At 71.3% G+C, this 13,218-nt stretch carries 13 protein-coding genes; 7 read left to right on the top strand and 6 right to left on the bottom strand.

Going from position 1 to position 13,218, the window contains the following annotated elements; genetic code table 11:
- Positions 1–34 precede the first annotated feature (34 nt).
- Both H4696_RS24950 and H4696_RS24945 read left to right on the top strand, forming a co-directional pair.
- Positions 35–943, top strand: a complete 909-nt coding sequence (locus H4696_RS24950; RefSeq protein WP_169734882.1) for a 2-hydroxyacid dehydrogenase — start codon at positions 35–37, stop codon at positions 941–943.
- A 45-nt stretch (positions 944–988) separates the two neighbouring features.
- The gene (locus tag H4696_RS24945) at positions 989–1,564 is read left to right on the top strand and encodes a DoxX family membrane protein (RefSeq protein WP_086857523.1); all 576 of its coding nucleotides are present in this window, start codon (positions 989–991) and stop codon (positions 1,562–1,564) included.
- A 375-nt stretch (positions 1,565–1,939) separates the two neighbouring features.
- Here the strand turns inward: H4696_RS24945 and ilvD are convergent, their stop codons facing one another.
- Together ilvD and H4696_RS24935 are read right to left on the bottom strand one after the other, a co-directional pair.
- Positions 1,940–3,784, bottom strand: a complete 1,845-nt coding sequence (gene ilvD, locus H4696_RS24940; protein WP_086857524.1) for a dihydroxy-acid dehydratase — start codon at positions 3,782–3,784, stop codon at positions 1,940–1,942.
- Positions 3,785–3,879: 95 nt separating this feature from the next.
- Positions 3,880–4,311, bottom strand: coding sequence for a PH domain-containing protein (locus tag H4696_RS24935; protein WP_249026889.1), 432 nt, complete (start codon positions 4,309–4,311; stop codon positions 3,880–3,882).
- A gap of 335 nt (positions 4,312–4,646) precedes the next feature.
- On the opposite strand from H4696_RS24935, the gene H4696_RS24930 reads away from it, so the two are divergent.
- The 4 genes from H4696_RS24930 to H4696_RS24915 all read left to right on the top strand — a co-directional run bounded on the left by H4696_RS24930 (position 4,647) and on the right by H4696_RS24915 (position 8,445).
- The gene (locus H4696_RS24930; RefSeq protein ID WP_169734883.1) at positions 4,647–6,536 is read left to right on the top strand and encodes an acetolactate synthase large subunit; all 1,890 of its coding nucleotides are present in this window, start codon (positions 4,647–4,649) and stop codon (positions 6,534–6,536) included.
- A 2-nt stretch (positions 6,537–6,538) separates the two neighbouring features.
- On the top strand, positions 6,539–7,045 hold the full coding sequence (ilvN, locus tag H4696_RS24925) for an acetolactate synthase small subunit (RefSeq protein WP_003080760.1): 507 nt from the start codon (positions 6,539–6,541) through the stop codon (positions 7,043–7,045).
- Between the two features lie 37 nt (positions 7,046–7,082).
- Positions 7,083–8,096 (top strand): ketol-acid reductoisomerase, encoded by a 1,014-nt coding sequence (gene ilvC, locus H4696_RS24920; RefSeq protein WP_086857527.1) that lies wholly within the window; start codon positions 7,083–7,085, stop codon positions 8,094–8,096.
- A gap of 94 nt (positions 8,097–8,190) precedes the next feature.
- Complete coding sequence (locus H4696_RS24915; RefSeq protein ID WP_086857528.1) at positions 8,191–8,445, top strand: DUF397 domain-containing protein; 255 nt, start codon at positions 8,191–8,193, stop codon at positions 8,443–8,445.
- On the opposite strand, the gene H4696_RS24910 is transcribed toward H4696_RS24915, so the two are convergent.
- The 4 genes from H4696_RS24910 to H4696_RS24895 all read right to left on the bottom strand — a co-directional run bounded on the left by H4696_RS24910 (position 8,442) and on the right by H4696_RS24895 (position 12,553).
- Positions 8,442–9,311: a nuclear transport factor 2 family protein gene (locus H4696_RS24910; protein WP_086857529.1), complete on the bottom strand. Its 870-nt coding sequence runs from the start codon at positions 9,309–9,311 to the stop codon at positions 8,442–8,444. The genes H4696_RS24915 and H4696_RS24910 overlap by 4 nt on opposite strands.
- Before the next feature lie 70 nt (positions 9,312–9,381).
- A complete protein-coding gene (locus H4696_RS24905) occupies positions 9,382–10,698 on the bottom strand; it encodes an ankyrin repeat domain-containing protein (protein ID WP_086857530.1) in 1,317 nt (438 codons plus the stop codon).
- 146 nt (positions 10,699–10,844) lie between these two features.
- Positions 10,845–11,657: a TIGR03620 family F420-dependent LLM class oxidoreductase gene (locus H4696_RS24900; protein WP_086857531.1), complete on the bottom strand. Its 813-nt coding sequence runs from the start codon at positions 11,655–11,657 to the stop codon at positions 10,845–10,847.
- Entirely contained in the window at positions 11,654–12,553 is a 900-nt protein-coding gene (locus tag H4696_RS24895; protein ID WP_086857532.1) for a TIGR03620 family F420-dependent LLM class oxidoreductase, read from the bottom strand. Before H4696_RS24895 ends, H4696_RS24900 begins: the two co-directional genes overlap by 4 nt.
- A gap of 89 nt (positions 12,554–12,642) precedes the next feature.
- On the opposite strand from H4696_RS24895, the gene H4696_RS24890 reads away from it, so the two are divergent.
- Positions 12,643–13,206, top strand: a complete 564-nt coding sequence (locus H4696_RS24890) for a TetR/AcrR family transcriptional regulator (RefSeq protein WP_086857533.1) — start codon at positions 12,643–12,645, stop codon at positions 13,204–13,206.
- Positions 13,207–13,218: the final 12 nt, after the last annotated feature.

Raw genomic sequence — 13,218 nt, 5'->3', positions numbered from 1 at the left:
CATGGGTGAGACCTTCTGGATTACGTTGGAGATCATGACACTGACCGTGCTGGTTCCCGACGACGAGGGCATGTCCGTGCTCGCCGAGGTCCCGCGGGTCCTGCCCGTGCGCTACCAGTGGGGCGAGCCCGTGCCCCCGGAGGCCGCGAAGGCCGAGGTCCTCATCCCCGGCAAGCACCCGCCCGGCGAAGAGCTCTGGCGCACGCTGCCGAACCTCAAGCTGATCCAGCTGCTGTCCGCCGGCGCCGAGGACTGGGTGGGCAAGGTGCCCGACGGCGTCCTGCTCTCCACCTGCCGCGGCGCGCACGGCGGGAGCACCGCCGAGTGGGTCGTCGCGGTGCTGCTGTCGATGTACCGGGGGCTGGACGTCTTCGCGGCGGGGCAGCGCGAAGGCCGGTGGGAGCGGCAGACGGCCGACACGCTGCAGGGCAAGCGCGTGCTCGTCATCGGCGCCGGTGACCTGGGGCAGCACCTGCGGCGCCGGCTCGAGCCGTTCGACGCGCGGTGCACCATGGTCGGGATGACCGCGCGGGAGGGCGTGCACGGCGTGCGCGAGCTGCCGTCGCTGCTCGGGCTGCACGACGTCGTGGTGCTGATGGTGCCGCTGACCTCGCGCACCCGCGGGATGGTCGACGCGGAGTTCCTGGCCGAGATGCGCGACGGCGCCGTGCTGGTCAACGTCTCGCGCGGCCCGGTCGTGGACACCGGCGCCCTGGTCGCCGAACTGACCGCGGGACGGCTGCGCGCCGCGCTCGACGTTACCGATCCCGAGCCGCCGCCGTCCGGGCACCCGCTGTGGACGGTGCCGGGGCTGCTGCTGACGCCGCACATCGGCGGGGCCGTGCGCGGGGTGCGGGGCCGGTCGTACGCCGTCGCGGCGGCGGAGATCGCCCGGTACGCCGGCGGCGAGCTGCCGGACAACCTCGTGCACGGCGAGTACTGAGCGCGGCGGCTCGCCAGGCCCGGGTGGATCCCCTACCCTTCGCGCGTGAGCAGTGGAGACGATTTTTCGCAGCAGCCCACCAGCCTCCTGTCCGGCGTCGAGGACGACGGGGGTGACGACACCCCGCGCCAGGGCGGCCTCGGGTTCGGCCTGCTGATCCTGCGGCTCGCGCTCGGCGTGACCATGGGCGCGCACGGTCTGCAGCACCTGTTCGGCCTGTTCGGCGGGCCGGGCATCGGCGGGTTCGCGCGGGTGCTGGAGACGTTCGGCTACCACAAGCAGACGACGCTGCTGTCGTGGATCACGGGGATCGCCGAGCTCGGCGGCGGGGTGCTGGTGGTCGTCGGGCTGTTCACGCCGCTCGCGGCGGCCGCGCTGCTCGGGGTGGCGGCGAACGCCGTGTATGCGAAGTTCCACGGCGGGTTCTTCGAGCAGCAGGGGCAGGGGTTCGAGTTCGAGCTGCTGCTGGGGGCTTCCGCGCTGAGTCTGCTGTTCACCGGGGCCGGGCCGATTTCGCTGGAGCGGAACACGCCGTGGCGGAAGCGGCCGCTGCCGCTGGGGCTGGTGTCGCTGCTGCTGGCCGCGGCGGCGGCCGTGGTGGTCATCGTCCTGACGCGCTGAGGCGGCTGGGGCGCGTCGGGCTGGTCTGCGACGCGGCGACTCGACGGGCTGCGACGGGGCGCCGCGGGGCGTGCAGGTGTGACTCGGCCGTGGGCTTGGGACTCGGCGGGGCGGGCAGCTGGGGAGACTCGGCGGCGGCTCGGGCAGCGAGAGACGGGCCTGAGATCGGCTCGGCGGGCGCGCGGGGCCCTTGGGGACAACTCGGTCGTGCCGGCCGGGCTGGGGACAACTCGGGGCCGCGGCAACCACCGGGCCCGGAATTGTCGGTGCTCGCCGGTAACGTTGAAACCGGGGGTCCCCCTCACGGGCCAGGGGTCGACAACGCGAAAAGGGCCGCCCCGGCTGACCGGGGCGGCCCTTTTCGCGTCGAGCGGGCTACTTGTTCACGTCGCGGACCGCGCCGGTGTCCGCCGACGTCGCCATCCGGGCGTACGCGCGCAACGCCGCCGTCACCGGGCGCTGGCGGTCCTTCGGCTGCCAGGGGCGCTCGGACGCCTCCATCTTCGCGCGGCGCTCCGCCAGGATTTCCGCGTCCACCAGCAGCTCCAGCCGGCGCTCGTGGATGTCCAGGAGGATGCGGTCGCCGTTCTCCACCAGGCCGATCAGGCCGCCGGCCGCTGCCTCCGGGGAGATGTGGCCGACCGAGATGCCCGAGGAGCCGCCGGAAAAGCGGCCGTCCGTGATCAGGGCGCACTTCTTGCCGAGGCCCGAACCCTTGAGGAAGGCCGTCGGGTGCAGCATCTCCTGCATGCCCGGGCCGCCCGCCGGGCCCTCGTAGCGGATCACCAGGACTTCGCCCGGCTGGATCTCCTTCTTGAGGATCGCCGAGACCGCTTCCTCCTGGCTCTCCAGGACCCGCGCCGGGCCTTCGAAGTGCCACAGGTCCTCGTCGATGCCCGCCGCCTTGATGACCGCGCCGTTCTCCGCCAGGTTGCCGCGCAGGATGGCCAGGCCGCCGTCCTTCGTGTACGCGTGCTCGACGTCGCGGATGCAGCCGCCGGCCGCGTCCGTGTCCAGCGACGACCAGCGGTTCGACGTCGAGAACGCCTCGGTCGTGCGGACGCCGCCCGGGGCCGCGTGGAACAGTTCGAGCGCGACCGGAGACGGCGAAGACGCGCGGATGTCCCAGGTGGCGAGCCAGGATTCCAGGTCCTTGGAGTGCACCGACCACACGTCGGTGTTCAGCAGGCCGCCGCGGTACAGCTCGCCGAGGATCGCCGGGATGCCGCCGGCGCGGTGGACGTCTTCCATGTGGTAGTCCGAGTTCGGCGCCACCTTCGACAGGCACGGCACGCGGCGGCCGATCGCGTCGATGTCGGCGATCGTGAAGTCGACCTCGCCCTCCTGCGCGGCGGCGAGGATGTGCAGCACCGTGTTCGTCGAGCCGCCCATCGCCATGTCGAGGGCCATCGCGTTCTCGAACGCCGCCTTCGACGCGATCGAGCGCGGCAGCACCGAGTCGTCGTCGTTTTCGTACCAGCGCTTGCACAGCTCGACGACCGTGCGGCCGGCCTCCTCGAACAGCGCGCGGCGCGCGGCGTGCGTCGCCAGCGTCGAGCCGTTGCCCGGCAGGGAAAGCCCCAGCGCCTCGGTGAGGCAGTTCATGGAGTTCGCGGTGAACATGCCCGAGCACGAACCGCAGGTCGGGCACGCCGAGCGCTCGACGATCGAGAGGCCGTCCTCGTCGACGTCGGGGCTGGCCGACGCGGCGATCGCGGTGATCAGGTCGGTCGGGGCCTGGGCGACGCCGCCGACGACGACCGCCTTGCCCGCCTCCATCGGCCCGCCGGAGACGAACACCACCGGGATGTTGAGGCGCATCGCCGCGTTGAGCATGCCCGGCGTGATCTTGTCGCAGTTGGAGATGCACACCAGCGCGTCGGCCTGGTGCGCGTTGACCATGTACTCCACCGAGTCGGCGATGATCTCGCGCGAGGGCAGCGAGTAGAGCATGCCGGAGTGGCCCATGGCGATGCCGTCGTCGACGGCGATGGTGTGGAACTCGCGCGCGACGCCGCCGGCTTCCTTGACCGCGCCGGCGACGATCTCGCCGAGGTCCTTGAGGTGCACGTGGCCGGGCACGAACTGCGTGTAGGAGTTGGCGATCGCCACGATCGGCTTGCCGAAGTCGCTGTCGGTCATGCCGGTGGCGCGCCAGAGCGAGCGCGCGCCCGCCGCGTTGCGGCCGTGGGTGGTGGTCCGGGAACGGAGAGGCGGCACGGCGAACTCCCAGGTCGGATGGTCGGCGGGAACACTCCGCCTAAACTGGTCCTACCAATTTAGGCCAGCGGGGCGGAGCCCGTCCATCGAGGGTGCTACGAGCCGGGCTTGAGGTCTTCCTCTTCGAGCAGGCCGCTCGGATCGGCGACGAGGCCTTCGCTCACCAGCGACAGCACCGGCAGGTGCCGGGTCCGGACCGTCGGCAGGGGAACCTTCGTGTCGTCCTTCAGCACCGCCTGGACGCGGGACTTCTTGGTGATCGCGAGGCCTTTCAGCGCCGACCACGGCACGTCGCGCTTGCCGAACATCGTCCGGATCGCGAGCCCTTCGCGCGTGGCGATGGTGCGGTGGCGGACCACGAAGACCGCGAGCGCGATCGGGAAGATGTAGAGCCACTGCAGGTACGGGATTTCCCCGAGCGCGATCGGCGTCACGCATACGGTCAGGAGCGCGATCGCCATGAACGACGTGCGGGGGACGCGGAAGACGGCTTTCCGGCCCTCGTCCTGCTGAGCTTTTTCGGCCACCCCGAAATGGTGCACCGCCGCCCCGACCGGCCCGAACCCGGGTCGGCGGGGCGTGACACGCGTCGCCCCGGTGTCCAGCATCCGGACACACCATCCCGCAGAGTTGACACCCGCGCGGCGTTGCGGCTAGCGTCATCGCCGTGACACCGCTGACCGGCCTCGTACTTCCCAAGCGCGTCGACGCTTAGGGAAGTCCTTCCGCTGCGTCGACGCGCGACCCTCGTGCGACCTTACGGTCGGCGAGGGTTTTTTGTTGCCCGAGGAGAAGAGCTTCTTCGCCGTACCGCATCAAACTGACCCGAACGAGTGACACCGAGACCCACGAGGCAGAACCGATGACCAGTGCCACGTCGCGCAGCGACGCGAAACCCGGGCCGACGCCCGGTACGTCCGGAGCTCGTCCGAAGCCGGCGCCCCCGGCGGGAACGCCGGTGCGCGTCACCGGCGCCCAGTCGCTCGTGCGCTCGCTCGAGGCCGTCGGCGCCGAGGTGGTCTTCGGCATCCCGGGCGGCACCATCCTGCCCGCCTACGACCCGCTGCTCGACTCGACGAAGGTCCGCCACGTCCTGGTGCGCCACGAACAGGGCGCCGGGCACGCGGCGACCGGCTACGCGCAGGCCACCGGCAAGGTCGGGGTGTGCATGGCCACGTCCGGCCCCGGCGCGACCAACCTGGTCACGCCGCTCGCGGACGCCAACATGGACTCCGTCCCGGTGGTGGCCATCACCGGCCAGCAGACCCGGGCGCTGATCGGCACGGACGCGTTCCAGGAAGCCGACATCTGCGGCATCACCATGCCGATCACCAAGCACAACTTCCTCGTCACGGACCCCGCGGAGATCCCGCGGACCATCGCCGAGGCGTTCCACCTGGCCGCGACCGGCCGACCCGGCCCCGTCCTGGTGGACATCCCCAAGGACGTGCTGCAGGAGATGACCTCGTTCTCCTGGCCGACCGAGCTGCGCCTCCCGGGTTACCGCCCGACGCTGCGCCCGCACGGCAAGCAGGTCCGCGAAGCCGCGAAGCTGATCGCGAAGTCGCGCCGCCCGGTGCTCTACGTCGGCGGCGGCGTGATCAAGGCCGAGGCGCACGAGCAGCTGAAGCAGCTCGCCGAGCTGACGAACATCCCGGTCGTCACCACGCTGATGGCGCGCGGGGCGTTCCCCGACTCGCACCCGCAGCACCTCGGCATGCCGGGCATGCACGGCTCGGTCGCCGCGGTCGCCGCGATGCAGCGGGCCGACCTGCTCATCGCGCTCGGCGCCCGCTTCGACGACCGGGTCACCGGCCAGCTGTCGTCGTTCGCGCCGGACGCCGCGGTCGTGCACGCCGACATCGACCCGGCCGAGATCTCCAAGAACCGCAAGGCCGACGTGCCGATCGTGGGGGACTGCAAGGAGATCATCGGCGAGCTGATCACCGCCGTCACCACGGAGTTCGAGCACGGCGGCAAGCCGGACCTCACCGACTGGTGGACCCAGGCCGACGACTGGCGCAAGGGGTACCCGGCCGGCTACGAGTGGCCCGACGACGGTTCGCTGTCGCCGCAGTACGTCATCGAGCGGATCGGCCAGATCGTCGGGCCGGACGCGGTGTACGCCGCCGGCGTCGGCCAGCACCAGATGTGGGCCGCGCAGTTCGTCAAGTACGAGAACCCGCGCACCTGGATCAACTCCGGCGGCCTCGGCACCATGGGGTACGCGGTGCCCGCCGCGATGGGCGCGCAGTTCGGCGTCCCGGGCACGCAGGTCTGGGCGATCGACGGCGACGGCTGCTTCCAGATGACCAACCAGGAGCTCGCCACCTGCGCCATCGAGGGCGCGCCGATCAAGGTCGCCGTCATCAACAACGGCAACCTGGGCATGGTCCGGCAGTGGCAGAACCTCTTCTACTCGGAGCGGTACTCCAACACCGACCTCGGCACGCACAAGCACCGCATCCCGGACTTCGTGCTGCTGGCCGAGGCGCTGGGCTGTGCCGGCCTGCGCTGCGAGACCAAGGAAGACGTCGACGCCACCATCCGCCGCGCGATGGAGATCAACGACCGCCCCGTCGTGATCGACTTCGTGGTCGGGAAGGATGCCCAGGTGTGGCCGATGGTCGCCGCGGGCACCGGCAACGACGAGATCATGGCGGTCCGGGGCATCCGGCCGCTGTTCGACGACGACGAGGTTTCGGTCGAGCCGACCGAAGCCGTGGAAGCTGCCGCGGAAGGTGAGCGCTGATCATGAGCGTCCACACGCTGAGTGTCCTGGTCGAGAACAAGCCCGGTGTGCTCGCGCGCGTCTCCGGCCTGTTCTCCCGCCGCGGTTTCAACATCGAGTCCCTTGCCGTCGGGCCCACGGAAAACCCCGAGGTGTCCCGGATGACGATCGTGGTCGCCGTGGAAGAGCTACCGCTCGAACAGGTGACGAAGCAGCTCAACAAGCTGGTCAACGTGATCAAGATCGTCGAGCTGGAGCAGTCGACCGCCGTGCAGCGCGAACTGCTGCTCGTCAAGGTGCGCGCCGACAACACCGTGCGCAGCCAGGTCCTCGAAACCGTCCAGCTCTTCCGCGCCAAGGTGGTGGACGTCTCTCCCGAGGCACTCACCGTCGAGGCCACCGGGACGTCCGACAAGATCGGTGCGCTGCTGCGGATGCTGGAGCCGTATGGCATCCGCGAGCTGGTGCAGTCGGGCATGGTCGCGGTGGGTCGCGGCGCCCGTTCGATCACCGCCACTTCACCGCGCTAAGAAGTCTTTGTAAGTCAGGAAAGGAAGCAACACCCCCATGGCAGTGGAAATCTTCTACGACGACGACGCCGACCTCTCGATCATCCAGGGGCGCAAGGTCGCTGTCATCGGCTACGGCAGCCAGGGCCACGCCCACTCGCTGAGCCTGCGCGACTCCGGCGTCGACGTCCGCATCGGCCTGCCCGAGGGGTCCAAGTCGCGGGCCAAGGCCGAGGAGCAGGGCCTGCGCGTGCTCACCCCGGCCGAGGCGTCGGCCGAGGCCGACCTGATCATGATCCTGGCGCCGGACACCAAGCAGCGCTTCATCTACGAGCAGGACATCGCGCCGAACCTCAAGGACGGCGACGCGATCTTCTTCGGGCACGGCTTCAACATCCGCTACGACCTGATCAAGCCGCCGTCCAACGTGGACGTCGCCATGGTCGCCCCCAAGGGCCCGGGTCACCTCGTGCGCCGCCAGTTCGTCGACGGCAAGGGCGTCCCGGCGCTCATCGCCGTGGAGCAGGACGCCTCCGGCAACGCCCAGGCGCTCGCCCTCTCCTACGCCGCCGCCATCGGTGGCGCCCGCGCCGGCGTCATCAAGACGACGTTCAAGGAAGAGACCGAGACCGACCTCTTCGGCGAGCAGGCCGTGCTCTGCGGTGGCGCGTCCGCGCTGGTGCAGACCGGTTTCGAGGTGCTCACCGAGGCCGGCTACGCCCCGGAGATCGCCTACTTCGAGGTGCTGCACGAGCTGAAGCTGATCGTCGACCTCATGTACGAGGGCGGCATCGCGCGCCAGCGCTACTCGATCTCCGACACCGCCGAGTACGGCGACCTGACCCGCGGCCCGCGCGTCATCTCGCCGGCGGTCAAGGAAGAGATGAAGAAGATCCTCGGCGAGATCCAGGACGGCACGTTCGCCCGCGAATGGGTCGCCGAGGACGAGGCCGGCCGGCCGAACTTCACCAAGCTCGAGGAGCAGGGCAACCAGCACCCGATCGAGGCGACCGGCAAGAAGCTGCGCGACCTGATGTCGTGGGTGGACCGGCCGATCACCGAGACCGCCTGATTTCCCGCGAGTTCCGTGAAGGCCTCCTTACCGGTCGAAAACGCCGGTAAGGAGGCCTTCACGGCTTTCCGGGGCGCGTGGTTACGCTGGTCGCATGACCGATGACAAGGCGCATATCCGGCACCGGCTCGATCTTTCCGGGGCGGAGTGGATCCGGGGCGAGCCGGCGGGCGTCACCCTCGACGAGGTCGTCGAGTACGCGTTCGTCGAGCACACCGACGGTGCCACCTACGTCGCGCTGCGGCGGTCGCCGGACGTCGACGGCACGATCATGGTCTTCACGATGTCGGAGTGGGACGCGTTCGTCAAAGGCGTCGACGGCGGCGAGTTCGACGACCTGGGCCGCTAGGAACCCAGATGCCCGGCCAGTTCGGGGATCTTGCCGAGCTCGCCGGCGACGCCGAGGTGGTCGCCGTAGTCGCGGGATTCGACGATGAGCCCGTCGCGCACGCGCATGACGAAGATGTTGGCGAGCCGCACCGGGCGGCCGCCGTACTCCCCCTGGTAGGCGAACTCGCCGATCAGCACCTCCGGGTCGGCGCCCCGGTGGGTGACCAGGTCCGCCACGGTGAACCCGGGGTTCAGCGCCTTGCCCGCCGCGAAGTGCGCCCGCAGCTCGTCGCGCGTGCGCAGGACTCCGGAACCCGGCAGGAACGGGTGCGTCACGTGCGTTTCCGCGGCGTACAGCTCCGGCAGCTCGTCCCAGCGCCCGCCCGCGACACCGTGCACGAGCCGCTCGAACACCGTGCCCGCGCTCTCCGGCGTGGCCGGTGACAGCTCGCGCGGCGGCGCCTGCTCGTACGCCTTCACCAGCTGGCCGACGCCGTCGCGGATGACGGCGAGCTTCAGGTAGTCGTGGTAGTCGCGGGAATGGACGATCAAGCCGTCGCGCACGCGCAGCACCTGGATGTTGGCCGCCGAGATCGTCCGGCCGGTTTCGACGGACTCGGCGGCGTAGTCGTACTCCGCGACGATCACCTCGGGGTCCGTCGTCTCGTGCACGACGACGTTCTCGCGCTTGAGCCGGTACGCGCCCGCCAAGAGGCCGGTGAACCGCTCGTGGACCGCGTCGCGGCCGGTCAGGCGCGTCGGCCGGGGAACGGCCTGCGGGTGCTCGACGACGGTGTCCTCGGCGTACAGCGCGGAAAGCTCGCCGTAACGGCCTTCGCTGATCCCGTCGGACAACGCGGTGAAGACGTCGCGCGGTGTGGTCATGGGTCCTCCCGGAAGATAAAACGGAGTCTGTAGTCCGTCTCTGACGATACGGACTACGGACTCCGCTTGTCTAGCGAAGCAGCTCCTGGGCCGCCGGCTGCCCGCACACCTCCGCCCACGTCTCCGGGGTGCTGCCGAAGTTCGCGTCGCGCGCGCCGCGGTCGGCACCGCCGTCGAGGAGGGCCTGGATGACGTCGAGGTGCCCGGACTCCGCGGCCAGGTGCAGGGCCGTCACGCCCTCGCCGTGCTTCGGGCCGCCGAACGTGCCCGGGTGGTTCACGGCGGCGCCGAGGTCCAGGAGCGTCCGGACGGCGGCGAGCCTGCCCTTCGCCGCCGCCCACGCCAGCGCCGTGCCGCGGTAGACGTCGGCGTTCACGTCGGCGCCGCGCGAAACCAGCGTGCGCAGGGCCTCGGTGCGGTCGTTGCGGGCGGCCCAGGCGAGCGCTTCGTCGCGGGCTTCGGCCGGGTCGTCCCCCGGCTGCCAGGCCGGGAAACCGCTGTGGGGCCGGTAAAAGCCGCGGTGCTCGCCGCCGCGGCCCGACGTCAGGAGCTCGTCGAGGAGTTCGCCGTCGCCGAGCCCGGCCGCGACCCGCAGGTTGCCCGGCGCCCGGCTGTGCGCGGCCAGGATCTGCGCGGCTTCGCGGTGCCCCCAGAACAGGGCGACGACCAGGGGAGTGCCGCCGTCGCCGCGGGCCGAGACGTCGACCGGGGCGTCCGCGTTCAGCAGCAGGTCGAGCAGCAGCGGCAGGTTGCTGTACGCGGCCTGGTGCAGCGGGGTCCAGCCGTGGACGTTCCCGCGGGCGGGGTCGGCGCCGTGGGCGAGCAGCACGCGGCTCAGGCGCTCGTCGCAGGTCGCGCCGGCCATGCCGAGCAGGTCGTTGCCGTTGGTGCCGCGGGCGGTGACCAGCCCGGGGAACTCGCCGAGGAGCGTTTCGAGCTGCTCGACGTCCCGCGCCTCGACCGCCCGGTACGCGCGGGCGAACGGCTCCCCGCTGTCCACAAGGGACTCGATGTGTGCGCGAAGTGCCTTCCAGGAGCCGAATCCGTGCTCACGTGCCACGACCACGCGGGCACCGTCGCGGGTGAGCGGCTGGCCCCAGCGGTCGAACGGCTCGCGGGCGCCGGGTGTCTCGTCCTCGGCCGACGCGAGCAGGCCGAGCGCGCGCTCGGCGTAGTACCCGACTTCCTGGTGGTACGGGTGCTGCAGGGTTTCGCCGTGTTCGGTGACGCGCCGGACGTAGGCCCGCAGTTTCGGCCAGCTCGGGAACCCGTGGTCGCGGGCGATGCGGAACTGCGCTTCGGACAGCTTCACGGCTTCGGCGCGCGCGAGTTCTTTCGCGCGTTTGCGCAGCTGGTCCAGGCTGGGTTTGGCGGGCAGCACGCCCATGGTGCCTCCTTCCCTCGTCGCCCGTGGTCCGCCGGCACCGGGCAGGAAAGAAGGTGCGAAGCTGGTGGTGCGGTGCTGCAGGGGTGGGCTCGGCCCTTTCCGCGGACGGGGCGCGGCCCGCACCGCGCCCCGCCAGCGTACCCCCGTCAGGGCAGGAGATCCGCCAAGCGGCGGTAGGAGTCCTTCGTCCGGGCGAGGACCTGGACGCAGACGTGGTCGGCGCCCGCGTCGAGGTGCGCGCGGATCCGGTCGGCGATCTGCTGCTCGCCGGTCGCGACGACGGCGCCGATCAGCCGGTCGCTGCCGCCGTCGGCGAGGTCGTCGTCGGTGAAGCCGAGGCGGCGCAGGTTCGTCCGGTGGTGGGGTGCCTGCCGCACGTAGAGACCGGCGTGCTCGCGGGCCGCCTCCGGGGCGGCGTCGAGCACCACCGCCTGCTCGACGGCGAGGTACTTGCCCGGGCCGAGCCGTTCGCGCGCCATCGCCGTGTGCTCCGGCGGGACGAAGTACGGGTGGGCGCCGTCGGCGCATTCGGCCGCCAGGTCCAGCAGCTTCGGGCCGAGCGCGGCGAGCAGCCGGCGCGGGCGGGGCGACGGCGGCGGCAGGCCCGGCAGCTCGGCCGCGTCCATCCCGTCCAGGTACTCGCGCAACGCCGTCAGCGGGCGCGCGCCGGGCCGGTGCCCGCCCAGCCCGGCGATGAACCGGCCCGGGTAGGCCTCGCCCAGCGCCCGGATGGCGCCTTCCGCGGCGAGCGGCGAACGCTGGTCGAACCGCGCGACCCCGGTGGCCACGGTCAGCTTCGACGACGCCGCGAGCAGCAGCGCGGCCTGGGTGAACGCCTCCCGGCCGGCGTATTCGCCGAACCAGATCGCGGCGAAGCCGAGTTCTTCGACCTCGGCGGCCGTTTCGCGGAGTTCGCCGACCGGGGCGCCGTCGAAGAACCGCCAGATCCCGACGCTCACCGGAGCACCGCCGGGGCCAGCTCGACCAGAACATCCACAGTGGACTCGAACGTGGCCGCGGACGGCGTCAGCAGGACGTGGTCCGCGCCCGCGTCGAGCACTTCCCCCACGCGTTTCGCGATGGTCGCGGCGTCGCCCCAGAGGACGAGGTCGTCGACGAACCGGTCGCTCGGGCCGTCGATGTCGGCTTCGGTGTAGCCGAGCCGTTTCCAGCCCGCGAGGTAGGCCTTCACCTGGAACTCCCGCGACTGGGCCACACTGCGCCGGACGCTCGCGCGGGCGTCCTCGCGGCTGCCGAGCAGGACGGTCTGGTGGGGGATCAGCAGCTTGTCCGGCCCGAGGATTTCGCGGGCGTAGGGCGTGTGCGAGACCGGCTGGGCGAACGGGTGCGCGCCGTCGGCGTGGTCGCGGGCCAGCTCCAGCATCTTCGGCCCGACCGCGGCCAGTACGCGGGGAAAGGCCACCGGGGCCGGGTTTTCCGCCGCCGTGGCGTCCATTTCGGACAGATAGGCGCGCATCCGGTCCAGTGGCCGGTACTCCTCGCCGTACTTCGCGGCCTGGAACGCGTGCCCGATGCCGACGCCGAGCACGAACCGGCCCGGGTGGGCGTGGGCGAGGGTCGCGCCGCCCTTCTCGGCGGTCCGCCCGGGCCGCGCCCAGGTGTTGGCGATGCCGGCGCCGAGCACGACGTCCGGTACCGAGGCGAGCAGGTCGCCGAAGGTGGCGAACAGTTCGCGGCCGCCGGGGCCTTCGCCGCTCCAGACCGAGCCGTAGCCGGCCTCGGCGAGCCGCCGCGTCGCCGCGCGTTCGACGTCCGGCGGCGGGGCCAGTGGTGCGCTGGGCAACCAGGCGCCGACCGCGCCCAGCCGAGCTCGTGTGTCTTCGATCAGGGTCATCCCCGAAATCCTCCCAGTAAGATGAGGCTGCCTCCGGTTAATATACGGAGGCAGCCTCCGATTGGCTACCCGGTAAGGTCGGGAGGGCGATGACCGACGTGAAACCGATGCGCGCGGACGCCCGCCGCAACTACGAGCGCCTCCTCCAGGAGGCCCAGCGCGCCTTCGCCGAACACGGCGTCGAGGCGTCCCTGGAAGACATCGCGCGCCGCGCCGGGGTCGGCATCGGCACGCTCTACCGGCACTTCCCGACCCGGGAAGCCCTGCTCGAAACGCTGTTGCGCGCCCGCTTCGACGGCCAGGCCGACCGCGCGCGCGAACTGCTGACCCACCCCGAACCGCTGAACGCCCTGCAGACCTGGCTGACCGGCCTCGGCGACGCAACGGGCACTTACCGCGGTCTGGTCGAACTGACCGCCGACGCGCTGAGCGACGAGACGTCCCGGCTGTACGCGTCGTGCCACGCGATGCGCGACGCCGGTTCCCAACTAGTGGAACGCGCGAAAGAAGCGGGCGAGCTCCGCGCCGACGTCACCGCGCACGAGCTCCTTTTGTTGCTGCACGCGGCATCCTGGGCGGGCGGGCACCTGCCCGGCGACGGGGGCATGCAGCGCCTGCTGGCTCTTGTTTTCGAAGGATTACGAGCGAGTTAACACCATGGGAAG

This window comes from Amycolatopsis lexingtonensis, from assembly GCF_014873755.1.
GTDB classification, from domain to species: Bacteria; Actinomycetota; Actinomycetes; order Mycobacteriales; family Pseudonocardiaceae; genus Amycolatopsis; species Amycolatopsis lexingtonensis.
This window is presented reverse-complemented; position numbering and strand designations above follow the sequence as displayed.